This window comes from Paenibacillus sp. TC-CSREp1 (assembly GCF_050171015.1).
Classification (GTDB): domain Bacteria; phylum Bacillota; class Bacilli; order Paenibacillales; family Paenibacillaceae; genus Paenibacillus; species Paenibacillus silvae.
Window position 1 is genome coordinate 250,041 of the sequence record NZ_JBNOKM010000007.1, and the last position, 25,792, is coordinate 275,832.

The following is a 25,792-nucleotide window of genomic DNA, read 5'->3' on the forward strand; positions in this document are numbered from 1 at the left end:
ATATTTCTGTGTAGTCACTAAGCGCTGCACCTATGCTGCATAGCCCGGTTTCACTTTTTTACCGCATGAATAAAATGGATGGTTTCGAAGGCAGACAAATCGTCTGTGCGATTTCGGAAGTATCGATCCTGAATATCCTCAGGTGTCAGGTGTTCATAGATGAGAAGACCTGCATTCTCCATCAGCAGTTCCATTTCCTTATACGTGAAGCAGGATTGCATCGGCTCCCCTCCCATTTCCGCCATTTTCACCATATGCTCGACCCGATGATATTGACCCTTCTCTTGAAAGAGATGCTCATCTGCGTAATCCAGCACAATAGAGCTTCCAGCAGGCATTTCTGTAAATATATGATACATCAGGCGGGAGATATCGCTCTTGGACAAATAATATGAAACCCCCAGCAGCGTAAACAAGGTTTTCACCTTGCCCAAGCCTGCTGCATCTGTCCAATCTGCACTTACCATATCTCGGGTAAAATCCATAGGTACAAAATGCAGATTCTGTGGAATAACCAGCTTCGCCTGGCGCAGCCGTTCCCTTTTCAATTGTTGTGTGGACGGAAGATCCACCTCGAATACATCCAGCGTATCCTCCAGTTCCGAATGTCTAACCGCAAATGTATCCATACCCGCACCCAAAATGACCAACTGCTTCAAGCCAAGCGTTGTCTCCTGCAATATGACCTGCTCACTATAGGCGGCACGAGATAAGGTGATCGGGGCGAGCTGGACTTGGGTGATCCATTTTAACATGCGATCAGATTGACCTTCGAATGTGCGATCCGCATCCGGGTGAAAAAAGTGAATACCTTGTATCATATTTCTACCAATATCCGCTAACTCCTGTGAAGTGATAAGCTCTCTGGCTGCAAAATCATTAAAAACAAGTGGTTCATCATGTTCAACATGATAGGCTCGGGCAAAAGCTGAAATCAGAGACGTTATGCTGGAAGCTTTCTGGCTCATGACATGTTCCTCCCGTATAAACAAAAATAAGGTTCCCCCTGGCCAGGAGAACCTTAGTATATACGGAAATGTTATATATGTAAATTATAGAATATATAAGTTTTTTTGTCAATCTCATTTATAGATAGATAAGATAAGTTGAACTGTTTTCCTACCTTACCCATTAATACAGATCAAGCCATTCTCCCTAGGAGTCCATGCCATATTCCCGAATTTCGCGGTTGCGATTCAACGCTGCATGCAGTGCAAATCCAAGCAGAGCAATGGCTGCCATGCCTGTCGCCAGCCAAGCCACCGCGATCAGCCCCTGCTGATCATACATGACGCCCATCATGTAAGGCCCGATAACCCGGCCAATGGAGCCGATTCCACCCGACACGCCAATATAAAAAGGGGCTGCTCTTCCGGCATGCTCGGAGATAAAAGCTGGCGTTGCCGGCGAGATCAGCATCTCCCCAAAGGTAGCCAGCACCATCGCAAGCACCATGCCCGGATAGTTGTACATGGCAATCATGACGACATATGCCAAGCCATAAAATACAGCACTGGCTGTCATCTGTGCGGTAGAGGTACGAGCCAGCGTACGTTTAACCCAACTGGTGAATGGCTGTCCCACAAAGATTAATACACCGTTAAGTGTCCAAAGCAGGCCGTACATTCGTTTTTCCATACCCTCTGCGATAATATACGGCGACACTCCCGTATTCCAGATGGAGTTGCCAAACAAAAGGAACAGCACGCCCAGACTCATGAACAGATACAGCCGGGTATTGCCCAGCAGTGCCCAGATGCCTGGACCAGCAGGTAGCGTCGTCAACCGTTTCGTCAGATGCACTTCGCCCTGCTCCGGTTCAATCCGGGATAGATAAAACCAAAAAAATACGGCAAAGCCTGCCGAGGTCACGCCGTTTAGTACAAAGCTCAGGTGATATGAAAAGTCGGCAAGAAAGCCGCTAAGTGCCGTTCCGATCGCCACGCCGATGTTGTTTGCAACATAAATAATGTTAAACAGCTCCCCGCGCCGCTCTGCAAACCGAAAGCCGATAAACGCTTGAATCGCTGGCAATGACAAGGAGCTGAACAGCCCGATCCAGCCCATCGCACAGATAAAGATAACCCAGTATGCACTGATCCAGGGCAGGGCAAACAATCCTGCAGCATTTAATACCAGCGATCCAATGATCAGCTTCTTCACACCTACACGATGGTACAATGAACCACCAAGTAGCTGTCCAACGATGCCGCCCAAGGATTGAATCAAAATGACAAAGCCTGCATTAGCCATCGTTCGTCCGAGCTCGTCAAAAACATACATCGTGGTCAGCGGCCACATCAGGGCACTGCCTGTCGCATTCACCAGACTTGCGAGCAAAAACACCTTCACTTCTTTTGGATAGTTATCCAGCCATCTCATCATTTTCGTTCAGACTCCTTATGTCCACTAGCTGTTTGCCTGTGTCCGCACAAAAGGCTCCCGCATATGTGGCAAGACCAGCCACAGCGGAAGCCTGTAAGTTACAACATATAATATGAATCTATATTACATCAAAAAAATCAGCCTGCAAGCACACTCACTGCCGCTTCACTTCAACAGTGGCCGAGAAAAAGGTGGCCCCATTCCCCATATCGGATAACCGATTGGAGGTCAGCGAGTTCGAGCGCTGCTTCTTCCCCTCGCCGTCCCACCACAAACCTTGGCTGATGACCGTACCCGGAAGCATCGCGTCTGTCACTTTGGCCGTTAACTCGATACGTCCACGTTCGTTCCATACGACAACAGAATCGCCATCCTGCACTTCACGGCGCGCCGCATCCTCTGGATGCATCTGCAATAATGGCATCTTCTCCATCCGCTGATGTTTCGCCGAATTGCCAAAGCTGGAATTCAGAAAATTATGGTTCGGCGGTGAGATAAACATCAGTGGATACGCATCAGCGGGTCCCGCCGGGTTTTCGCCATCATAGCCTTCAACCAGGTTACAGTAGGTTGGCAGCGGCGGCAGTCCCTTTTGTTCCATCTGCTCTGAATATAATTCAATTTTGCCGGATGGTGTCGGCAGATGCTCTAGAAAGGAGGCGTGTACCGACATATCGAGCCTCACAAAACGCTGCTGTTTCAAGCGCTCCAACGTTACCCCGTCCATATACGGGTTCCCCGTATCCTGCAATGCATTCTCAATCATCTGCTCCGGCGTTTCGCCAAAAATGTCCGGGTCATATCCCATTGCTTGTCCAAGCAGCGAGAACAGTTCCACATTGCTTTTGCTCTCTCCAATCGGTGCAATGACCGGCTCCTGCAGCTGAACATACTGATGCCAGTAAGAGGTGTACAGATCGGTTGCTTCAAAGGATGAGGTCGCTGGCAGCACAATATCGGCGTACTTCGCCGTATCGGTCATGAACAGATCATGAACGACGGTAAACAAATCCTCTCGTGCAAAACCTCGCTCCACCCGCTCGGTATCCGGTGCTACCACCAGCGGATTGCTGCAATACACCATCAGTGCCCGGATCGGCTGCTCTGCCTCCAGCAGCGCTTCACCAATCCGGTTCATGTTCACCACTCGCGGCTCGGCGTGCTTCCGCAAGTCCGGGCGCTCCAGCGCATCGCTATTCGTGCTCGCATAACTGTTGGTGCGCACCGCACCGCCGCCGCGCTTCAGCCACTGCCCTGTTATCGCAGGCAGGCAGGCAATGCTGCGCACGTTCATGCCGCCATTGTCATGATGCTGCAGGCCATTGCCAATATGGATATAAGCGGCCTGAGCACCGCCATACAGCTCTGCCAGCTCCACGATGGTTTCCTCGGGTACACCTGTTATACGTGCTACACGCTCCGGAGTATAACTGCGCACATGCTCGCGCAGCGCTTCGTGTCCCACGGTATATTTTTGCATAAACGCTTCATCCGTAAGTCCACGCTCAAACAGCACATGCATCAAACCCAGTGCCAGCGCACTGTCTGTACCCGGATAGAGCGGAATAAACCAGTCTGCCCATTGCGCCGTCCGGTTGCGGTGTACGTCAATGACTACGATTTTGGCTCCGTTCTTGCGTGCCTTCTCTGCAAGCACAACCTGATGCATGTTCGTACTAACGATATTCCCGCCCCAGACAACAATCAGATCGGCATGCTCCGTATCCTCAGGCAGCGTGCCGCGGTTGGCTCCCATCGTATATTTCCAGCCTGTATTGCCCGCAGCATTACAGATCGTCTGCTCCAGCACACTTGCACCCAGCGCATTGAAGAAACGCCGATCCATGCCATCCACTCCGAGTATGCCCATATTGCCGTAGTAGCTGTATGGCAGAATGCTCTCGGGTCCATAGGTTGCGGACAGGTCCTTGAACCTTGTCGTAATTTCCAGAATGGCTTCGTCCCAGCTGATCCGCTCGAACTTGCCTTCACCTTTGGCGCCGATACGTTTCATCGGATATTGAAGACGCTCGGGGTGATATACCCGCTCCGTCATATTTCGAACTTTATTACAGATCGCACCCTTTGTGATCGGATGGTCCGGGTTCCCGGTGACCTTTACAATTTTACCGTTCTCTTTATGTAACAGCAGACCACATGTGTCTGGACAATCGAGCGGGCATACCGCTGGAAACACACCATTCTCCTGATCGATCATCTTCTGGCTCCCCCTCTTTCAACAGCTATCCCTATATGATATCCCTTTTGAAGTCATACCGTAAAGAGAACAGGAACAATTCGCCAAATCTTCATGATTTCAACGCTTTTCCTGCCCTTAGTGCGAGCTGCAAAAAAAGTTTTCACCTGTGTGATTCATTCTTGAAATCAAGGGGTAAATTAAAAACAAGGCATTAGGCTAGTGTTTCCCCACTTCCTCCTCATGCCATATCATGGACCACTCCCGAAATTCGCCATGGACAGGTTTCGTTCCCCCGAACCTTGTCATGGCGAATTTATTTTGTGTTTATTTTAGGATAATACCAAAAAGATGATCACATCTCATTGCGCACAGGACCAATGGTCATGCCATGCATGAGATGAATCATCTTTTGTTAAGCTTGCATATCTGTTTGCTCACCTGCATGTTTGATTGCCTAGCCGCATGCATAGTTTCGTTTCATGAATGCTCTTCCCTTGTGTTAAGCCTGCTTGCTCCACATGCCTCTTGCATCAGCTTCCACAGAGCTGACCGCAGCAGAAGCAGTCGTCTCGGATTTCACTGCCGGCTCTGTCTTGCGCAGATAGACCATCCAGTACGCAGCCGCTACGAATAAAGCCCCGCCTGTCAGATTACCCAGCCACACTGGAATAAAATTCATGACATATTGCCCCCAGGTATAATGACCTTCGAAGATCGCTGCGGGGATCAGGAACATATTTGCTACAACGTGCTGAAAGCCAATGGCGACAAAGGCCATCGTCGGGAACCAGATCCCCAGAATTTTACCGCTCATCGTATCCGCAGCATAGGACAACCACACGGCTAGCGCCACCAGCCAGTTACAGCCAATACCGGATATAAAAGCCTGGAAGAAGCTATCGTGCAGCTTGTGCCCCGCCATATCTACCACCTTGGTGAGATACACGCCGTCTGCAGTAAGGCCCAGCACATGACCAAAGAAAAACGCAACAAACAATGCACCCAGCAGATTGCCAAGCGTCACCAGAATCAGGTTCTTCAGCATGCTTCCCGGGGTAATTTTACGAGTAATTGCTGCAAGCGGCACAGCCATCATGTTACCTGTCAGCAGCTCCCCTCCGCCGATCAATACCAGAATAAGCCCCACCGGGAACACGGCTGCTCCAATAAATGTGGCTATGCTGCCCCATTCCGCAGGCGCAGACGCGATAACACGAATATCCAGCAGAAATCCGAGCGCAATGAATGCCCCGGCCAGAAATCCGAGAATCAGCACCGAGGACACCGGATTCTGCGCTTTTTTCATCCCGGTCTGTGCTGTATATTGTGCAACCTCAAGAGGTGTTTTGGCCGCCATAAGTCATCCTCTCCTTTTTCTTCTATCCGTCTCAAAATGTAATTTTCTATCTATGTATTTATTGTATATCGGCTGAACATAAAACTTTGTGCAAATAATCACAATAATGCGTTGTTCATTATTCAGGATAGAAAAAGAAAAGACTGACGGTATTCCCGCCAGCCCTGGTTCTCCATAACTCCATATCCCGATATGGATGCTTCTCTGCTATCTGTTCTACAGCATTAACTTCTTCGTTTGAATTTGACTACCACCTTATTATCTTGCTGCTGTTGCTTGCTGCCCTTGCCTTTACACCAAAGCTGGTGCTTTGACCTCTACCGGAGGCAAAGCCTGCAAACCTGCCGTGTTCAGGAAGTTCCACGGTTTGTTGTAATGCGGCTGGAAGAAGAAGTCGATAAACGCGAGCTCATCCACCGTCATGTTGTTCTGAATGCAAACCGAGATCGTATTGATCGACTGAGTCAGGTCTACTTGAGACATAATCTGGGCGCCGACGATACGGCGGGTTGCTTGCTCATAGACCACTTTCAACAGCAGCTTCTCTGCGGTTGGCATAAATTCCGGGCGATAGCTGTCCTCCAGCACCACCGCTTCCACAATCAAGCCCTCATCGGCGGCCGATGTCTCGGTCATGCCCGTTCCTGCAATGTTTTGCTCATATATTTTAATGCCCGATGTCCCTTGTGTTCCCATATATGGAGTCGTTGGACGAACCAGATTACGTGCAACGAGTGTACCCATGCGAACCGCATTGGTGGCAAGCGGGATATAGGAAGCTTTGCCTGTTGGATTGTAATGAATCGCACAGCTGTCTCCTGCTGCAAATACGTCCTTTTGGCTGGTCTGCATATATTTGTCCACAATGATTGCTCCGTTCGGCAGCATATCCACCTGGCCTTTGAGCAGCTCCGTGTTCGGGCGGAACCCGATGCAGAGGATGACCAGATCCGTCTCGAACTCCCCTTTGGACGTGATGACTTTGGTGACTTTGCTGTTCTCGCCGCTAAACTTCTGCACGGTTTGACCCAGAGCAAGTGTGATGCCTTTTTCCGTCAAGGTGTGCTCGATTGCATCCGTGAATTCGGGGTCCAGATATTTGTTCAAAATACGATCCACGCTGTCAATCAGCGTCACTTCCTTGCCGTTCATCTGGAACGCTTCAACCAGTTCAACACCAATATATCCTGCACCAACCACGGTTACCCGTTTGGCGTCTTTTGCTTTTTCGATGATCGTATTGGAATGATTGTAGTTTTTGCAGAGCAGGATGTTGTCCATCTCAATGCCTTCCAGCTTCGGAACAACTGGCCAAGAACCTGTAGTCACAATCAGCTTGTCAAATGTATCTTCTAATTCTTCCCCGGTTTGCAGATTTTTAGCCCGCAGCTTGTGGCCTTTGGCATCCACTTCGGTAACCTCATGCAGCATTTTGGTCACCACACCGAGGTCTGCCAATTGATTTGGCGAAGAATAGAACAGGCCGTCCGGGTCTTTGACCACGCCGCCAACGTAGAGCGCAATGCCACAGGACAGGAAGGAAATATTGTCATTGCGTTCATATACGGTAATGGTTGCATCCGGGTAAAGTTTGGCGGTATTCACGATGGCTGCTGTCCCTGCATGTGTACATCCGATCACGGCGATTTTCATAGGTAGTTCCTCCTTGGAGTATATAAAAATGATGAAAGATAAATGTCATTGTAATCACTGCTTGAATAGTTGTGAAACATTTCACTATTAACTCGATGGTTTATGTGATTTATTTCACTTTGTACACTCATTATAATGTGATCTTTTTCACATTGCAAGAGATTTCGCCAAAATCTTTTTTTTTGTCATTTCAAAATTATATCTTGCTGCCTCAATCCTCTTTTTTCAGTACGCTCATTTTTCCCGAACGCCATCTCAGTTATGCCACCCAATATGTTCAATTTTCGCAGAAGTATCACAGTATTCATGAGTTCATATCCATGGAAAACAGAAAACAGATAACGTAGTTGAAGATGTCCTTTTTACGCAGACCGATAAGGCAAAATCAATTATTCATCCTGCATCATCATCTGCATCCCATCTCAGTGAAAACAAAAAAAGCCTGTCCCTCTAATTGCAGAAGGACAGGCTTTTCGTTATGAGTGACCTCACATGTCACACGTTATAACATTCGTACTATGCAAGCAGTTGCTCAATAGCAGCACTCATGGACTCTGGAGATTCCTTAGGTTCGATGCGGCCAACAACTTCACCCTCGCGGTTCACAAGGAACTTGGTAAAGTTCCATTGGATATCACTCGTTTCACCCACACCAGGCTGCTGCTGCTTCAAATATTGAAACAAAGGATGAGCACCTTCTCCATTTACATCCACTTTGGCAAAGACCGGGAAGTTCACGCCATAATTGATCTGGCAGAAGGACTCCGCTTCCTCGCTTGTACCCGGCTCCTGTCCACCAAACTGATTGCAAGGGAAACCTAACACGACCAGACCTTGATCGCGATAACGGTCATAGAGCTTCTGCAAATCACCGTATTGCGGGGTGAGTCCACATTGACTGGCTGTGTTCGCAATGACGAGCACCTTGCCTTGATACATATCCAGCGGCACTTCCTGATTCGCAGTGGTTACTGCTTTGTATGAATATACGGACATTGCTGATTCCTCCTATGACATGGTTTAATTTTTACAATATTGAAAGGCAATCGAACGATAACTAAGAAAGGCACTTGGACTATAACCAGCCTCTGATTAATGAAGCTTGAAAAGATACAGCCCGCACCTGTCTTCCATTATAGCCCTGTTCCATTGCCTACATCAAATTTACCGGGAAGCCACAATCGCCTCATATCGAATTTGCCGCTCAGCTTTACTCAGCTTGGGACAGGTATAACAATAATCCTGACCGCCATACACTTTATAATGCAAACAACAGGTTGATTTCATTAACGTTTTTTCCCCGGGTTGATAGGGACTATCAATCTCTACCGGTTTGAATTTCAGCAGGTTTTTACGCAATCCCAGAATGTCTGGCGACATCGTAATCACATGTTCATATCCCTGAACAACGGCTTCACGCTCATGATCTGTAATGTCCATCTGGGTAGCCAGCGTTTTGAACCATCTCAGGATGGATGCAAGCTGCGCCCACATCTGCCCTATATTTGCCTCGCCAGCCATTGCCACCCCTTCTATTAAAGGCCGGAGCTGGTCTCTGTAATATGATGTGAGCATAACCTGTCTTGCGGCAGAGGCTGCTTCGTTAGAAGCAGATCCACCCTCGTTCGGAGGGGCAGGATGAGCTCGCTCGGTCCGATCTGTCAGTTGAAAAAGGAATGCTGGATATCCGTCCTTGACCACCAGATGCAGCCGGATATTGTCCAGAGAGAGATCTAATACCTTATCACACATGGCATTCATATAATGAATGCCCAGCAGCAATCCGCGAACGGAATGCATAAAATACACAGCTGCAGTTTGCAAGCTGTCCGCACGTAAATGCTCGTTATACGCTGTCAGCATAACTCTCGCCTGTTCCGCGTCGCGCAGCGATGCAAGAGATGCCTCATATGCGGTATCTTGAGGAGTACTCATCGTAAAGCGTGCATACTGCTCTAGCCAGGTATAGTTGATGTCGCCCATAATGGCTGAAACCTCCCATGAATGCGAACGAGCCGCGTGCAAACAACGCACAGCGGCTTCATTCTTATTAATAGAGGACACGCAAGGTCCATTTTAATTCATTAACTGCCTGTAGCCTGAACACGATGCTGCTCTGCACGGCCTGCATGCACCATAGCACTGTTCATCACTTTTTCAGGAGTGACAGGTTTCTGACGTTCACCAGCAAGCGCATATGGCAGACAGAGTGGTACATTCGAACGCGGGTCCATGACGATGTCTGCTTCAATATTAAACACTTCACGCAGTACGTCCGAAGTCATCACTTCAACCGGGGAACCTTGTGCAACGGCTGCACCTTTCTTGATGCCAATCATATGCTGCGCGTAACGGGATGCATGGTTCAAATCATGGACAACCATGACAATGGTACGATTAGCCGTGGCGTTCAGATGCTCCAGCAGTTGTAATACTTCCAGCTGGTGAGCCATATCGAGGAAAGTCGTCGGCTCGTCCAGGAACAGAATATCTGTTTCCTGTGCAAGAGCCATAGCGATCCATGCACGCTGACGCTGTCCACCCGACAGCTGATCAATCGGACGATCATGGAATTCCGTCATGCCCGTCACTTCAATCGCCCATTCAATCATGCGTTTGTCTTCTGCACGCATGGAACCGAATCCTTTTTGATAAGGGAAACGACCATAAGAGACAAGCTCGGTAACAGTCAGACCTTCTGGTGCTGTAGGATTCTGAGGCAGAATCGCAAGCTGCTTGGCAACCTCACGTGTGGATTGCTTATGAATGGACTTGCCGTCAAGTAACACACTTCCTGACTTCGGAGACATAATACGTGCCATCGTCTTCAGAATGGTGGATTTCCCCGAGCCATTGGCTCCAACAAGTGCGGTGATTTTACCTTGGGGAATCTGGATGTTCAGATTCTCAACGATCAGTCTTTCCTCATAAGCGATATCCAGCTTGGACGTCTCCAGACGAAACATGCGATCATCCCTCTCTCATTAATCCCGGTTATGTATTCCGGCTATAGTCACGACAACGAAATTGACAATATATATTGATGTGATATTCTGCATTTTCCGACGCTTCAATCATTTACACGAAAACGATAAATTAACTATACTAAAGATACTGATAATCATTATCACTTGTCAACAGGAAATGCTCTATCTTTTGATAAAATAAGCATTTTCCTAGTCGAATTTGGTGTTCTGCAAGGCGACATGCCACTTATTATATGAGAGTATTTCTCAATGATTCCGTGCTTTTTTTCACTTCGTGAAGCTGTCCTTAGTTTGAATCAATTATTTTATGTCTATATTGTGAACAAACAAGATTATTGGGATGGATTCACCGCAGGTCTTGTTTTATTAAAAAAGATGACCCTGAAACCTGCGCTTCAGGATCACCTCCAGGTACGAATTCTGAATTCAGCTCGGCTCATACATCAAGTCGATTACGATTTTCGAGCCCTGTGCTTCATGCTGAATGCTCACGACATGCTCAGGCTGAACATTTTCCGGCAATGCTATCTGCATGCCATAAGGATACAAACGCTCCGATTCTGCCGCAGTCAGTGGTTTGGAACTGCCTGTGCTGCCGCCAGCAGTCTGACCCTCAGACGAACCCTTGTTATCGGTTTCCCCCTGCTTGCCTGCTTCTGCATTACTGCTGCCTTCCCCCTTCCCCTGATCGGCCTCAGATTGACCGGCTACGGTTGAATCCGACTTCTGTGTTGAACCATCGCTTGGCTGCTGCGTCCCATTCGTTCCGCTAGTTGTGGAATCAGCAGTATCAGCACCCGCAGCACCTTCACTTGTGCCTGACCCGGATTCATTGCTGCTGCCCGCCGAGCTGTCCGGGGACGATGCGGGATCATTCGTTGTGTCCGGCTTTCCAGCAGCGTTCAAGCTTTGCCACTGATCCGTAACGTCGAATTCCTTCATACTCTGATCATCCATGAGCAGCTGCAGTTTACCGCGTTCAAAAGGAATTCCCCCCGTCTCACTTCGAAAACGGATAACCAATTGGGCCGGAGATGCTGTATCTTCCTGCTTAGTGTCAGCAACAATGTAGGCTATATAGTCTGGCAGCTGCTCTTCAGGATTAGCCGGAACCGCAGGCTGCTGCTCGGTAGGGGACTGCGCTTGAGGTTCAGCCTTATTGCTTATCAAGGCATACGATCCACCTGCAATGCCTGCAATGAGGATAATCAGCAGACCAAGCCAACGTTTTTTCTTCCGCCCAGTCAGCATACGCATGAGCGGGGAGGCAAGCTCGGCTTTTGCCCGATCATAGATTGGCTTCATGGCTTTTCCTGCCTTGGCATAATACGGCCTGAATACTGACTTGGAACGAAACGCTTCCCGGTCATGCGACTTGAAGTAGTTGATGATTGCATCTGCATACCCTTTATGTGCATTGGAAGCACGAACAAACATGCGCTGCGAGCCGGACCATTCAAAGAAGGTATACAGGACTTCAGCTTGACCTGTATGACTGCGTACAAATTCGATTAGACCGGAGTAATCCAGCCGATTGCTTCCACTTCCCCCGCGGTAGAATGCCATGGGCAGTGCCTCATACGCTGCGGGTCCCGCATGGCTCTGCAGCTCCGCAGCCAACCAGCGGCGAGTCCAGCGCTGAAGCTCATCACGCTCGGCGAGCGAAAGGGCCTCCATGCTTTCTTCGGCCTTGCCATCCCCGCTGAGCCAGGCTCTGGCGGCCAGCATCATATTGGTTCTTGCCGCAACATCAGAGCCCTGACGTGCAGCCCAATCTCTCACCTCATCTCCATGCTGGAGAATATCAATCTGAAGCAGCTGGTCACGATTCACCCGTTCCAGATCCAGGTCCTCAATCATAAAGAGGTTAATCACATAAGCAAGCTTGTCCGCCAGCTTGGTTAATGCCTCCTGATATACAGGTTGTTTGCCAGAGGCTGTTGCAGTCGGTTGGTCTAATGAATGAGCAGGCTGCTGACCCGGACCGGCCGCAATCGCAGACTGCCCGATATATCCTGTAATCTCTTGCTCCGGTGCGTGATTCCCGGTGATTCGGTCCAGTACACTGACCCGCTGAAGGGCCTTATTGGCAGATTGAACCGGATCAGGTGCAGAGCACAGCCTTTCTCGCAGCTCGGTACAGGATCGTTCAAGTAACAGGGCCGACTGGATGACAGACGGATGAGCTGTAACCCACCGCTGAACCAGCTCAATGATACCAGCGGCGGTCTCCGTTTGTTTCAGTTGATGATCCAGATACGGTTCGAACAGCAGCTTGGTTAACGAGGCATTGGTCAGCACCTTATCAAAGAAGGCTTGATGCAGCTGTACATCACGATCCAGAATGGCATACAGCTCCTGAACAGCACGCATCCGCTTCTGCGCACGCGCATTGTTCACAGCGTAGATAAAATAATCCACAATCCGGATCTTTACCACAGGTGCAGCAACCCGGAAATACTCTCCGATGCGGGAGGCAACCGCTTCCTCGGGTACATTTTCCCGCCGTACGCTGTCCAGCTCCCGGCTGAGCAAGGTCAGAAACAGCTCGTTCAGACGTGAACGCTGCTGCTGTGCACCTTCCGGCTTCAGATACGTCAGCAAACCGCTGAGGACCTCGCTTTTGTTATTCAGATACAAATCCTCCACGCCTTGCTCCAGGCTGTAGAACACGGATAACTCTCCGTAAGCCTCAATGGAAAGGTCGCGTCCAGGCTCCATGCCTGCGAGCATCTCATCGGCAAATTCGTAGAATGCCGCTGCCCTTGCCTGATCCTGCATCAGAAACCATGCGAATTCAGCATATGGCAGCTTCGCTGCCGAAGCATCCGCATGTGTGACACGTCCAGAGACAAGATCAAAGGTGAAATCCTTCTCTGTGTTCCGATCCTTGGGACGCAGTGTGCCGCGCTCTACAAACTGAACGTGAATACCCTTTTTGGCCTGTGGCTCTTTGGCAAAGGTCATGAAGCCAAGCAGCCGGCGGAACGCATAAGGCAAAGCTCTGTACAGCAGACGCAGCAGCGCCTTGGCGGCTGCCGTCACTTCCTCCGCAGCCACATCAAGCGCGATGTAGACCTTGCGGCGTGCAGCGACAGACTGCATCACAGCATAAAGCATGCGTTTGAACATCGTCTCATCAATCTTCAAGGCGCTCAGAATCTGAACAGGTGCTGTGTTCGTTCCGAATCTTTCTTCGCTGTCTGCAGCTGGCACCGATTTTCCTGCTGTTACAGGCAGCTTGCTGAGCGCTGGAAGCTCTGTTCCCTGCTCTATATCATAGGAGGTGGCAAACATCGTATCCAGCCAGTCCACACGCTTCATATACTCTTCCATGGTTGCCGGAGATATAACGTAGTTATGAGCGAAGAAGGCGCTGCGCAGCCCGGTAAAGTCCGCAGCCTGGTACACATTTTGCCCCAGAATCGTCTCGCCGCTCTCCAGATGCAGCATATGCATGGAAGCCGGAAACTTGCTCTCATCCTTCTCTCCTCGACCCGTCAGCTCCGCAGGAGCATCATAGACACAGTAGGGATGAAGCACTTTTTTGATAAAAGAAGGGTCCAGTCCGGGCGAAGCCGCCACCGTATCGAACCCCTCCGTTGTACGGAATACCCCGCGCCGCTCTCTCGTGTACATCTGCTGTTCAATGGGCGGAGTGCTGGAGGAACGCATCATCCCACTCTCCCCTCAATGTATTTCAGCTTGTACAGCAGCCATAGAAAGGGCTCGTCTACCCGGATCGGGCTGACCACACCTTGAATTTTCATATCCACCGGATTGCTGCCCAGTGCAGATACAGCGAAATAAGCGGTGTCCTTGAAGTACACATCCATCGTGCCTTTGAACGGACGATCCACCTTCTCGATAAAACGGCGAATCTCCCCGTCAATATTTTCGAACTCGGTCAGATCAAACCACTCGCGGTGTACCATGTTGCGAAATACGTTACTGTTCGATTTGATGTAATCCCCTTCCTCATCCTTGAGGGAGTGCAGCATGTCACTTTTGGTAAGCACAACAGCTGTCGGGATATTGGTCTTGGCCTTGTCCTGATAAGCGATAAAGTCACCGAACAACGTCAGCACCACATCGCGCGGCTCATCGTATTTGGGCGTCCATTCTCCCGGCTCGCTGCCGAGATTAATCCGAATTTTGTCCCGAATGGAACGAATCTGAAGCGGGTCCACCATAAACAGAATGCCTGCCGAGTTTTTGATATGCTGTCCGTGCAAGCCCAGATAGTCCTGCTCCACCATACCTTCACCTGCCACGTCAAAAAACACCAGCGTCAGCGGCGCTTTATCCTCGTCCTTGAACACAAACTGGAAAATAAAAGGCTCTTGCAGCTTTTCCTTCTGCGTTGAATCCAGCAGATCGCCCCGCTCAAACAGCGGCTCTTCGTAATCGGCACGGAAGCGGCGGCTGATCTCGGCATTCAGCGGCATACACGCAGCATCAAAATGATCGGCTGTATAATGCTGGAGCGTATGAATCAAGGATGTCATATAGACCGATTTACCGACCTGTGATGCCCCGATAATGGATATGATATTGCTCGGGGCCTTGCCCGCCGTTACAGGCAGCTCATTATGACAGTGCGGGCACAAGCGGCGGCGTGTGACTACACCGTAACGATCATTAAGCCCCATCACGATGTTATCCGAATAGATTCGGTGCTCCTCAGGCACGTCATAAGGCGACAACACAGCTTCCATATCAAACACCGTATCCAGCCCAAAGCGCTCCCGGTATCGGTTAAGCTTGACATCTTCCCCAAGGGCGTAGTCCTCGTCATCGTCACGATGATGTGCCGCACGGAACATCACCTCTTCCGGTGAAAATTTGCTGAAGCAGTACGGACATACGATGTCGTAGAACAACGGCCGCTCTTCCGGCTGCTGTCTCTTCAAAAACCGGCTAAAAAAACTCATAGCCACTCCCCTCCCCATATCTGTGTAATACGATCGTCATGAGTGTTCAATCGGATATCAGCCGATAGGCGGCTCCGTATTTAGGGCCGTCCGTGAAGAATAACCTTACATAGTCGTCCTTGGCGACTTCAACGGGCGGCATTTCATTTTTCCCTGGCGCAAAATCACTCACAAACGGATAAACCGTCCCATCCTCCTTACTCAGCGGAACCCCTCCCTGCTTGCGAACATAACAGAGCGCTTCCTTAGGCACAGGTACTTCGGCTGTTACGGTCATGAATACGGTTTTGCGTTTCTGAAAAAAACCGCTCTTATAACGAATGGCAAAGCGGATATCCGCCTTGCCTGCACTTGCAATCCCCTGATTCTCCTCATCCTGCTGACGGATCAGCACAGGTCCGTCCTCCTGCATCAGGCACGCATACACAGTATACTGAATTGCACCAAAACCGGTAATTCGATCTGCATACCCGTTGTTGGCCTTGTATTCCTCTCTCGTATACAGCTTCAGCTTGCCTTGTGCGTGTGAGGACAACGACAAATGCCCCCTATATGAACTCTCGCTGCTGTGATCCTCACTTACTCGATCATCGTTCATTTGGTTGAGCTCAACACGTTCCACATATACCGCCTCCAGCTGTTCCGGCCACAGCCAGCGAAGCGTGCAGCGTCCATCGTCCACCGCAAGTGTCAGCTTGCGAATCCGGGGAGCCGAGGGATCAGCATCTGCATTCATAAACTGCATATTCCATTGACCTCCCCGATGTTAAAATCCTTTGCTGCGTGTGTCTCTTGGTCGTTGACCGAAGCCTTCCGCAGAAGAGGCTCCGCTTCCGGCCTCCCGGCGTCCCCGGCTTTTGCGTGGTGTGTTCTCTTTAATCGGAACAATCCAGGAGAACAGGGTAAGCACCCCTGATAGAATCAGCATTGCGCCCAAACGGACAAAAGCGTCCCCCACGTTGGAGCCGTCCAGTCCCCACTCCAGCAAAAGTCCAGCCAGCAGTCCCGATACGGCACCGCCCACACCAAAACTGAGTGCAAGATGACGGTTATCAAACACAAGTCCTAAAGACACGCCGAGAGCCACACCGATCAACAGCAAGGCGGCAACGCGGAAGATCGCCAGATATACGCTGTGTTCCATCGCACCCGTACGTTCAGTCACCAGCGTACGCTCATCAATCGTATCGTAAATTTGCTGGAACGCGACATTGAGGCCGCCTGCGTCCGGCACATCATAGTACATACCGCCGGTTTGCTGAGCAATGCTCTTGAGCAAATCCGTACCCGAAGGGTCTACCAGGCTCAAACCTACCGTATGGATGGCAACCTGCTCCTGTACATACTGCGGCAAAATGTCCGAGATATCTGCATCACTGAATCCATCGGATAACAGAATAACCACGGTACCTCGTTTCGGGTCCTGTTTTCCCTTGATTAGTTCCATGCCTTCTCTGAGCACCGTGTCAAAATTGGTTCCACCCGATGTGGTCACAATGCTGTCGATCTTGCTGTTCACTTCGTTTTTGGCGGCTTCACTGTCCACAGCAATGAACGGCTGCAGCACTTGTGGCTGATCATGGAACGTAATGACCGCCACCTGCTTGTCACTTTCCATCTGATTGATTAAACTCTTCGCCGCTTCAAACCGCCCGTTATTCGGGTCCGTTTCGCTCATGCTGCCTGAGTTGTCGATCATCAGAATGATATCTTTGACCTGCTTCGCCCCGCCCGGATTGATCTGATACAGCAGCTGCAAGCCGAGTCCAACGACCAGCAGCAGCGCCAGTGTTGCAGGGACAAGCAGCTTCCAGGACAGTCCCAGATATCTAAGCTTCCACGAAGAGCCGTTCAAACGCGGCGAGATCATCTCTGCCAGCAAGCAGAACAGTCCAACACTAAGCGCCACTACGCCAAAATATAATCCCATCAGCAGCAGGCGCGGCATCTCCCCGAGCCACTGACGCAGCATAATTTCTCCTGCCGCAAAACCCACCGCTCCGCCAATCAGGCTGAACAGGACCAGGAGAAGATTGATTTTTCGCTGCATGTCTGCATGCATCCTTTCTTAGAACCTGCCAGAAGCAGGCTGACTTGGTTAACCCTTATCGAAGCGGAGACAGCTTCTCCACAAGCTCCGCAGGGTGAAGCTCATAGCCGTTTTCGGTATACGAATCGTAATACACTTTGCCATTGCGGTAGACCATCAGATCCTCCAGGTGGAATCCGCCCATCAGATTCAGCTTCTCTACACCGCTGCTGCGTTCCTCATATACGACACCCAGCTTGTAGATTCGCGAGGTCTCCTCGGCATGTGCCGCGTAATCCATGAAGGCACTGTGATGATCGCCAAAAAAGTACTTCTCTTCATAGCGATGCTCCTGCGTATAGTCGAATACTCTGATGCGAACTACAGCCTGCTCTTCCAATGTGCGGTACAATCTGCGGAACAGATCATCCCGAGTCAGTACATCCCGATCCCGATAAGTAATCGTCACATTGGCCCGCTGCAGCAGTTCCTCTTCAAATGGCAGCCGCAGCGGCTCCGCAGAGAGCAGCAGTGCACGGCAAACATCCATAAGACGATGCAGCAAGCGGTCACTGCCGATAGCGGCGAGCTGGTTCATATCTCCCATATATCTTTCCTCGAACCATACATCCCGTCCCCGTCTGGCCTCCAGGTCTGCGATCAGTTCTTCCGTCACTTTGCCGTAATACTCCATTACGTTCTGACCGATGTATTCATCGGCAGCAGCAATGCTCTCTTCTGCTGCTGCACGCAGCGTACGCTCCAACGCTTCAAGCGAGACCGTAACCTCGCGGCTGAAGCGGTGCAGCTCTTCCATCTCCGAATCGTAGATACGAAGCAGATGCAGCTCATGTTCCAGCCGTAACAAGTCGACCTTGGGTACGTATACACGCTCCAGCAGACAATCGATCAGATTGCGTACGTTCTGTTTATCACGGAAAAGCGCTCGCTTGATCGGCTGATCCTCTACCCGCTCCTGCTGCCGCTGCTCCAGCAGCGCACGTGCCGATTCGAGCTGCATTGCCTTGTCCCGGATCAGGGCCAGCAGCGCCTCACGCACACTGCCTGGCTCACCGCCGCTCCATGCAGCCCATTGAAAGTAACCCGCCTCAGGGCGTTCCATATGAGACTGCTCTGCCTGACGACGCAGCGACCCGCTGGAGCTGCGCTCACGAACACGCTCCTGCACCGGACGAACAACGTTATCACGGAAGTAGGCTTCCGCTCCCTCTCCATACAGCGCCCGCTCCGCTTCTCGCAAGGAGAGCGGCTTGAGTTCTGCAAAGCTGCGATTATGCGTCATAATTCCGCTCATGCCGCTGATCAGATCATCCCCTGGCAGCAGACCTTCCACTTTCCGCTCCACCGAAGCCGCATCCAGCCCGAAAAAGGCCAGCTTCTCCTTCATGCTCCAGTCCGGCTCCTGCTGCATTCGGCCGAGCAAATAGCGGTACAGATGATATAACACGGTGAGTGCAATCGGTTTGTTCGGCCGCCTGATCTCGGCAAAACCTGCACTTGCATACCCGTGCTGATCGGAGGTGGTGCGGATATTATTTTTGAACGATGTATTGTTGTAGGTGTTTGCTCCTGTGCTGCCGATCGCTGCCCGAGCTTCATGCCCCTCATCCTGCTTGCGATTCTTCAGCAGACAGATGCGGCAGATGATCTCTGCATTTTCGATCCAGCCGCCGGGAACACCGGTGCCGCGTTCGTTTTTGTCGGACAGCACATACACAAGATCATACAGAGGCGCTGCGGCATGTGTGACCGGAATCGAAATCCCGTCCTCTGTCACCAGCAGGCTGCCGCTGAACGTATAGTCCAGCGACTGCATGTAGTCCAGTTCACGCAGAAAGGCAAGCCCTGCTGCGCTCGCATATCCGAAAGACTCCACCTGCTCCATCTCGCTGACCAGTACGTGCAGATCGGTCTGCACCGATTTGAAGGACTGTGCCAGAATCGTCTCGGTCAGCTTGGTGATTTCCGGAAGCAGTACATTCAGCGGATCATCTGCCCGAGTGATTACCGTCACATAAATCCGGTCGAAGGATGAATAAAGACGTCCGTATTCAGCAATACGATTGCTTACCCGCCGCATCGTGCGATTCAGTCCAAAGAGTGCCTCCGCAGACTCATGAAAGCTGAGGTGTACGTCCTTGCGCAGCGTTTTGGAAGGCCGCTGTGCCTGATAGGACGAGAGCGGAAGGTGATGGTATGCTACCTGATCATCATTCGGTGCAGAAGAACTGCCACCTGTCATTTCTTCATATGAAGCATGCATATGAGGCTCAGCCGACATTCGCCCTTCCTTGCGAGATTGCTCCCCGCTTTCTTTTTGCTGCTCCGTGCCGATGTGCACGTAAACTACGCCATCCTCGTTATCCCACTTCAAGCGGTTAATCTGCCTCACGGCAGACACCGCAGGTGCGACCAGATCACCGACAAACAGGAACAGTGCGGGATAATGGATGCTGCTGCGTCCATCCCCCAAGCTGCCCTGGCGTTCTTGTTCAGCCGCATACCGGGCCGCATACTGCTGCAGCTCTCGCTTCAAGCTCATCGCGGTGTACTTGCCAGCATCTGTCCCGGGCGCCGAAGAGCTGTAATTTGCGGCTCCCGCATTGGATCGATCATTCATACGATCAGCCACCTTATTTCAGTCTTCTGCGAATATCGTTCAGCTTCGACGACATCGTTCTGTAGAACTGATAGATGTCTTCCCCGTTCGCCAGTTCAACCCGCTCGTATTCCAGACGATCACGGGATTCCATATACAGCGCAGCCAGATCATCCAGCTTGCTCAGCAGCGGTGTAATATCCTCGGAAGCGGTCAGCTCGTTATCCCGGCGGGAAGCTTTGCGCAGCAGTGTGCTGCGATCCTTCTCGGATAACGCGCGGAAGTTGCCAAACACTTCATATTCCGCGTAGTTGCGGCTCTTCATCAAGTTAGCAAACGGCTCCCATGCGTCCTCCTCCGCATCACGGTCGTAGACGTACAGCGCACCCTTTTTAACAATCGTGTCTGTATACAAGGCTTCGATGAAGCGGTCATACCACTGCTCTTCGTCCTGGTATTGTGCCAGAATGCTTTCCAGCTCAGCCACTTTGGCGGTGATTGCGTTCATCTTGGCCAGTTCCTCACGTACCCGCGCGATCAGCTGCGGAGAGCGTACAAGATTCTCTTTTGCCATATCTTCATTAATGCTTCCGAATATATCTTTTACATCTACTCGCGGCAAACCTTCGGATTGCAGACGCTTCAGTTCAATGACGGCCCGCTTCACCTCACCAAGGTTTGGTGTGCTGGATGTGAGACGCATATCGTATGCAGCCAGCTTGGCAGACAAGTCAAACGGTTCCGTCGTTACGATCGCATACCGATTGCTCGTATTTTCATCCACCGACTTGGCGATGACGATGCGATATCCGAGCGCCTGCTCGAATTCACTGCGAACCCTTGCGTTATACTGCTTCACGCGTGCATTCTCGTACACATCCCCCCAGGATTTCTCCGGAATTGGAGACGGCAGATAGGTCCAGTTATTTTTCTCCGTCTGCACCAAATGGCGTCCAATGCCCTCTTTGTCCAAAATTGTGCGTTCATAGCTCTCTTCATAAACCTTAAGCGGTGTATAAACAAAGAGCGGTACCCCGTTGCGGGTATTCAGCCAGAAAATCCGGTTCCGCACTTCGCTCTCCTTCACGGTAAAGTGGGATTTGCCCACGGCATTGTTCTGGTAGTTGCGAATGCCTTTCAGAATGCCCGGAGCCTGTGCAGGTACGGATACAAATCCCCAGGAAGGGAAGTGCAGACTGCCTGTGCTGTTGCTCAGGTTAAATACCGGCACGGCCTCGTCATCCAGCTTGCCTGCGATGAAACGCTCCACGAATTTTTCAACAGATTCGTCTTTCCCGTATTTAATCACCAGGAAATCCTCCATCGAATGGGTAATCAGGTCACCAAACTTCTCACTCAGAAAGTCGGAGATCGAGCTGACGATATCAATCTCGTTTTCCTTCACCCACTGGCTCGAATTCTCCAGCAGCTCACGCGAGAAGTCGCGGATCAGATCATCCGTATCCCGTTTATCCAGCAGCCCGTCCACCACGCTCACAATATCCGGCACACTTACCACGTTCCAGTAATATGTCTTGTTGCCTTTATGATCCGTCTGCTCTTCGCCGCGTGTTAACAGATCACCGTTCTTGGCAAAGATCGAGCTGAGCGCATTCAGCGTCTCGGTAAATACGTTGTAAATGCGGCTGTTCTCCTGATTCAGCAGTTCATACAGGTCTTCATAGAACTCGATCATCTGGTCATTGCGTTCCACATCGGCATGCAGCCAGTACTCGTGAATTTTAGCTTCTATATAAGCATTCTTTTTCTTCTCTTTGGAGACAAAAGCACTCTTCGCATCACCAAGCTTCTCTTCGGACTGCTCCTGAGCCGCTTCAATATCCCGTGGAATACGGAAGGCATTCTCGCGCAGCGTTTCGATGTACGACTGAATCATTTTCAGTACACAGAAGCCTTTTTCGGTATAAATCAAACGAGATACATAGAATGGCCCCTGTTCAGGATGCAAAAACATACGCCGGATCTGCTCTGTGAATTGACCCGCAATCTCGCCCGGCAGCTGTTTCTTCGCCTTGATGTATTCCTCACGGGCACGTGCCAGGAAGTTCTGCTCCAGCTCTGTATCCATGTTGACGACCTGGGATTTCACCACGTTGCCGTACGATAATCGTTCGCTGTTCTGGTAACCCGGCAGCGGTTCAGGTACACGGGATTCGAAGGCCTTGACCACACTTTCGAGATCGATGCCCAGCTTGCGGGCAAACTTCTCGGTATCCTCCTGATTCGGTGCTTTGGAGAACATGGTGCTCATTTTGTCAAACATCCGGTACGCCAGATACGTGGTCATCTCTTCAATCGGCAGTACAGCAGACGAAGCACCGATGATATTGTAATCATAGTTGGCCGGGTACACCTTGTTCATCTGTGCGATGTTCGTGCGAATGTTGCTGATATAGTCATGGATGGCAAATTCCTCGCCTGACTGCTTCTCTTCGCTGGAGATAAAGTTGGTGATATTCTCCGCGGTAACGTTCATGCAGTAGTCGTATGCGTTCTCCAGCAATTTGCCCTCTGTATTCGTCGCCGAGATCAGGTGACACAGGTTAAATGGCGGCAGCGGCGAGTTTACAGTCAAAATATTGCCGTACTTCTGCGTAAACCGCTCACCGCGGCTGTCCACGTTCATCCAGTAATCCAGCTCTTTGAGCGCAGCATAACCGTTCTTGCGAATATACTCGCGTGTGTGCTCGCTCAGGCTTTTGTTGGACAGGTTCACGTCCGGCGTGAACAAGTAACCGAGCGTGTTGACGCGGTCAATACCAGCCGAGCCGTGATCCCGCTCGATGATGCCGCGCACGATATAGGAAATATCGAGGAAGCAGCCGCTGCCTGTACCCCCGGATAGACCGGTGAGCAGGAATACCATCAGTTTTTTGTTTGTGCCAACGGACAGCGTCTTAATTTTCTTATCGATGGCCTGTACCACTTGATTAATCTTTGTAAACAGCAGCAAACGTCCTGCCTGACGCACCCCTGCTGCTCCGTTCATGCCATCTGTAATGCTTAGCTCAGGGGATAGCCAGTCCGTGATATACGGCTCCAGCACACTGCGATTCTGCAACAGTCCTCCAATCTCGGCATTGGACAGCAGTACAAATTCGTTGATCGGATCAAGTCCGATACCTCTGTATTTCTTCGCCCGATCCTGTTCGTTTGTCTCGAACGCCAGAAATTCAACGTTGTCGGGCTTCTCCATCTTTTTCTTGGACACCGGGTCCTGCGGCAGCTTGAAACGGCGGTTAATCTGGTATTTCAGACGCAACAGCGCGTCAATCCCCGTTCCGCCCAGACCGATAATCAGAATCGGGTTATCAATCGTATCCACTCTGATTTTCTCACTGACAATACCTCCGCCCAGTGATACATCCAGCTGTTGAATATGTTCTCTAACAATCGGTTTCATTCCATGTCCTCCCTTATTTAACGATGAATACTTCAATTAAAAGATTAGAAATGTCATTTACACTTGCCACTCCGATGACAGAGCAACCTTCCGATCGCTGTTATTCCCGGATTTTTTGATTTATTTTTTAAAATGTGAAAATCCGGTAATAACGGCGAACGCTCCGCTTCTTCAGGTTTTCTCTGTCCTCTCCGTTCACGTGTAAACAATTAGCCCAACTTATACTGGTATTCCTTTAAATCAAATCATCCATTTAAAACAAATAATCAATTTAAACCAATATACCTAACAATCAATTTACACCAAATATTCGATCAAAATCGTTTTATCCGCCTGTTGCAGCGGGATGCTCAGCCGATCACCGTTCTTCAGTTCAACGCCTGAGCTTGCATCTACTGCACGCCCGGATTTCTCCAGCGTACCTCCTGCGGTATTGCGGATGATCAATCGGTCTCCATTGCCAGGCGTGAAAATATATTTCTCGGTTTCCTTCAGCTCAGGGTCAAGCTGCAGCAATTGATGCAGGTGGAACTTGCCCCGGAAGGATGCCAGCTTCTTGTATTGCGGATAAGACTTGTCCCCTGTGTTCTCATCCCGAACCTCAACGATGATCTGACCTACAAAACCGCGGTTTTTGCGTTTCAGCCAGCCCATCAGGAACCAGCCTCCTACCGCCACCACGATCAATGCGATCACGCCCAGAATGACAGGCATCCAAGGGAACGGCTTGTCATTGGCAGTCGCTGGCGTTGTCGGCTGTGCCTGACTTCCGCCCGCTCCACCAGCGTTAACGATGATCGGTGTACTTTCACGGTAGAAGCTGTCTTCCTCCGCACGAATAATCAATTCATAGTTATGATTGTCAGGCACCTCGAATGTGCCAGTAAAACCGGAGCCTGTGTTTTTGAGCGACTGCTGCTCGGTCTTGCCTGTATCCTTGTCCTGGACAACCAGCATCGCCTTCATATCCGCATACAGGTCATTATCCTGAAGCGGCTGTCCGCCGTTTTCCAGTCTCGCGGCCAGATCAATCTTGTCGCCTTTCGTATAGGACTTGGTCTTAATTGGGTCCGCAACGAGCTGAAGATCGTAGTTAAACAGCAGGTTGATATCAATGCTGTCTTTCGGAGCCCCTTTAACCCGAAGCTTCCAGTCACCCTCCTGCGGCTTCAGCAGCTTCACAAGAGAATAGCTTTTGGACGTCGACAGCTTGGCTTCTTTGGAATTCAGATTAATGCTCTTGCCGGAAGGATCGGTTAACTGTACCTGTACCGGCTTCGAGGACATGATGGAAATATTGGCTTCGAGCACGCTGTCGTTTGGTACGTTCACGGTAACTTCCTGATAACTGCCGTTTGCGGTTACGGAGGGCAGCTTCACCACATTGAGCTTGGCATGATCGGCAAAGATTTCACTTAAAATCTGAGGCAAATCATCCGGTGTATCGGTAATGAATGACTTGCCTCCTGTTTGCTTGGCAAGGTCTGCAAGTGCATTTTTGTTCAGCTTGCCATCCGCATTCAAGCCAATCGTGTAGACTGGGATACCTTTGGCCTGCGCATCCTTGACGGCTTTCGCCAGATCAGCATCGGATTGAGCCTGTGTGCGTCCTTTGCTTTTGTTAAAGTCGTTGTTGCCATCGGCCAGCAGCACGATCATCGGTGAATGAGACGGATCAGCGCCATGGTTCAAGATGTTCATGGCCTCCGCAACGCCTACTGAAATATCGGTGTAAGGCCCTCGGCCGAGCTGGTCGATGAAGTCCTTCAGATTGCTTTTGTCTGCATCCGACTGAATTTCCAGCATTGCCTTTTCCCGCTCCACCTGATCGGTGTAAGCAACAATGCCTACTTTATCGCCAACGGTTGGCAGCATATCTATAAACATTTTCATCGCTTCGTTACTGATCTTGTCGCGATCACTTGTATTCATGGAGTTACTGACATCGGCGACCAGCACCGCGTCAATTCCACTTGTCTGCGTCTGAGCCGCTTCCGCTTGGGGAAGCAGGGCTGAAGGCAGCAGCAAGGTCAATAATGCCAGCAGAACCAGAGTTCCGCTGAGCCAGCGTATTTTGCGTGTCCGCAGCATGGGGTGTACTCCTTTACGTTTGAGATTAAAATGGGAATAGTTTATTATAGGCGTCAAGCCTTAAAGAAATCTTAACAGTCTTCTAATAAAATCTGAAAAGCACCCCTATTCT

General features: G+C 50.4%; 15 protein-coding genes. All 15 read right to left on the reverse strand.

The window, feature by feature from the left end; all coding sequences use genetic code 11:
* Positions 1 to 50: 50 nt before the first annotated feature.
* Positions 51 to 968, reverse strand: a complete 918-nt coding sequence (locus tag ACQSGY_RS12755; RefSeq protein ID WP_427052148.1) for a class I SAM-dependent methyltransferase — start codon at positions 966 to 968, stop codon at positions 51 to 53.
* Between the two features lie 187 nt (positions 969 to 1,155).
* Positions 1,156 to 2,382, reverse strand: coding sequence for an MFS transporter (locus tag ACQSGY_RS12760; protein ID WP_427052223.1), 1,227 nt, complete (start codon positions 2,380 to 2,382; stop codon positions 1,156 to 1,158).
* Between the two features lie 157 nt (positions 2,383 to 2,539).
* Positions 2,540 to 4,603, reverse strand: coding sequence for a molybdopterin-containing oxidoreductase family protein (locus tag ACQSGY_RS12765; protein ID WP_427052149.1), 2,064 nt, complete (start codon positions 4,601 to 4,603; stop codon positions 2,540 to 2,542).
* Positions 4,604 to 5,084: 481 nt separating this feature from the next.
* Positions 5,085 to 5,942 (reverse strand): formate/nitrite transporter family protein, encoded by an 858-nt coding sequence (locus ACQSGY_RS12770; RefSeq protein WP_427052150.1) that lies wholly within the window; start codon positions 5,940 to 5,942, stop codon positions 5,085 to 5,087.
* Positions 5,943 to 6,233: 291 nt separating this feature from the next.
* On the reverse strand, positions 6,234 to 7,595 hold the full coding sequence (locus ACQSGY_RS12775) for an FAD-dependent oxidoreductase (RefSeq protein WP_427052151.1): 1,362 nt from the start codon (positions 7,593 to 7,595) through the stop codon (positions 6,234 to 6,236).
* A gap of 516 nt (positions 7,596 to 8,111) precedes the next feature.
* Complete coding sequence (locus ACQSGY_RS12780; protein ID WP_111268999.1) at positions 8,112 to 8,591, reverse strand: glutathione peroxidase; 480 nt, start codon at positions 8,589 to 8,591, stop codon at positions 8,112 to 8,114.
* Positions 8,592 to 8,759: 168 nt separating this feature from the next.
* Positions 8,760 to 9,578, reverse strand: a complete 819-nt coding sequence (locus tag ACQSGY_RS12785; protein WP_427052152.1) for an IucA/IucC family C-terminal-domain containing protein — start codon at positions 9,576 to 9,578, stop codon at positions 8,760 to 8,762.
* A 101-nt stretch (positions 9,579 to 9,679) separates the two neighbouring features.
* The gene (locus tag ACQSGY_RS12790) at positions 9,680 to 10,561 is read right to left on the reverse strand and encodes an ABC transporter ATP-binding protein (protein ID WP_188593872.1); all 882 of its coding nucleotides are present in this window, start codon (positions 10,559 to 10,561) and stop codon (positions 9,680 to 9,682) included.
* 447 nt (positions 10,562 to 11,008) lie between these two features.
* Complete coding sequence (locus ACQSGY_RS12795) at positions 11,009 to 14,260, reverse strand: hypothetical protein (RefSeq protein ID WP_427052153.1); 3,252 nt, start codon at positions 14,258 to 14,260, stop codon at positions 11,009 to 11,011.
* Complete coding sequence (locus tag ACQSGY_RS12800) at positions 14,257 to 15,516, reverse strand: TRAFAC clade GTPase domain-containing protein (protein WP_427052154.1); 1,260 nt, start codon at positions 15,514 to 15,516, stop codon at positions 14,257 to 14,259. The genes ACQSGY_RS12795 and ACQSGY_RS12800 overlap by 4 nt, the downstream gene beginning before the upstream one ends.
* Positions 15,517 to 15,562: 46 nt before the next feature.
* Entirely contained in the window at positions 15,563 to 16,261 is a 699-nt protein-coding gene (locus tag ACQSGY_RS12805; protein WP_427052155.1) for a beta-mannanase, read from the reverse strand.
* Between the two features lie 21 nt (positions 16,262 to 16,282).
* Positions 16,283 to 17,566 carry a vWA domain-containing protein gene (locus ACQSGY_RS12810; RefSeq protein WP_427052156.1) on the reverse strand — a complete coding sequence of 428 codons (1,284 nt, stop codon included), beginning with the start codon at positions 17,564 to 17,566 and terminating at the stop codon, positions 16,283 to 16,285.
* 55 nt (positions 17,567 to 17,621) lie between these two features.
* Positions 17,622 to 20,108 (reverse strand): transcription initiation factor TFIID, encoded by a 2,487-nt coding sequence (locus ACQSGY_RS12815; protein WP_427052224.1) that lies wholly within the window; start codon positions 20,106 to 20,108, stop codon positions 17,622 to 17,624.
* Between the two features lie 91 nt (positions 20,109 to 20,199).
* Positions 20,200 to 23,589 (reverse strand): tubulin-like doman-containing protein, encoded by a 3,390-nt coding sequence (locus ACQSGY_RS12820; RefSeq protein WP_427052157.1) that lies wholly within the window; start codon positions 23,587 to 23,589, stop codon positions 20,200 to 20,202.
* Between the two features lie 297 nt (positions 23,590 to 23,886).
* The gene (locus ACQSGY_RS12825; protein WP_427052158.1) at positions 23,887 to 25,680 is read right to left on the reverse strand and encodes a vWA domain-containing protein; all 1,794 of its coding nucleotides are present in this window, start codon (positions 25,678 to 25,680) and stop codon (positions 23,887 to 23,889) included.
* Between the last annotated feature and the right edge of the window lie 112 nt (positions 25,681 to 25,792).

Bases quoted from the DNA above. Each gene is read 5' to 3' on its own strand.
- ACQSGY_RS12755 (WP_427052148.1), bottom strand. From the start codon at position 968: ATGAGCCAGAAAGCTTCCAGCATAACGTCTCTGATTTCAGCTTTTGCC.
- ACQSGY_RS12765 (WP_427052149.1), bottom strand. From the start codon at position 4,603: ATGATCGATCAGGAGAATGGTGTGTTTCCAGCGGTATGCCCGCTCGAT.
- ACQSGY_RS12790 (WP_188593872.1), bottom strand. From the start codon at position 10,561: ATGTTTCGTCTGGAGACGTCCAAGCTGGATATCGCTTATGAGGAAAGA.
- ACQSGY_RS12775 (WP_427052151.1), bottom strand. From the start codon at position 7,595: ATGAAAATCGCCGTGATCGGATGTACACATGCAGGGACAGCAGCCATC.
- ACQSGY_RS12810 (WP_427052156.1), bottom strand. From the start codon at position 17,566: ATGCAGCGAAAAATCAATCTTCTCCTGGTCCTGTTCAGCCTGATTGGC.
- ACQSGY_RS12820 (WP_427052157.1), bottom strand. From the start codon at position 23,589: ATGAAACCGATTGTTAGAGAACATATTCAACAGCTGGATGTATCACTG.
- ACQSGY_RS12770 (WP_427052150.1), bottom strand. From the start codon at position 5,942: ATGGCGGCCAAAACACCTCTTGAGGTTGCACAATATACAGCACAGACC.
- ACQSGY_RS12780 (WP_111268999.1), bottom strand. From the start codon at position 8,591: ATGTCCGTATATTCATACAAAGCAGTAACCACTGCGAATCAGGAAGTG.
- ACQSGY_RS12800 (WP_427052154.1), bottom strand. From the start codon at position 15,516: ATGAGTTTTTTTAGCCGGTTTTTGAAGAGACAGCAGCCGGAAGAGCGG.
- ACQSGY_RS12795 (WP_427052153.1), bottom strand. From the start codon at position 14,260: ATGATGCGTTCCTCCAGCACTCCGCCCATTGAACAGCAGATGTACACG.
- ACQSGY_RS12815 (WP_427052224.1), bottom strand. From the start codon at position 20,108: ATGAGCTTGAAGCGAGAGCTGCAGCAGTATGCGGCCCGGTATGCGGCT.
- ACQSGY_RS12805 (WP_427052155.1), bottom strand. From the start codon at position 16,261: ATGCAGTTTATGAATGCAGATGCTGATCCCTCGGCTCCCCGGATTCGC.
- ACQSGY_RS12785 (WP_427052152.1), bottom strand. From the start codon at position 9,578: ATGGGCGACATCAACTATACCTGGCTAGAGCAGTATGCACGCTTTACG.
- ACQSGY_RS12760 (WP_427052223.1), bottom strand. From the start codon at position 2,382: ATGAGATGGCTGGATAACTATCCAAAAGAAGTGAAGGTGTTTTTGCTC.
- ACQSGY_RS12825 (WP_427052158.1), bottom strand. From the start codon at position 25,680: ATGCTGCGGACACGCAAAATACGCTGGCTCAGCGGAACTCTGGTTCTG.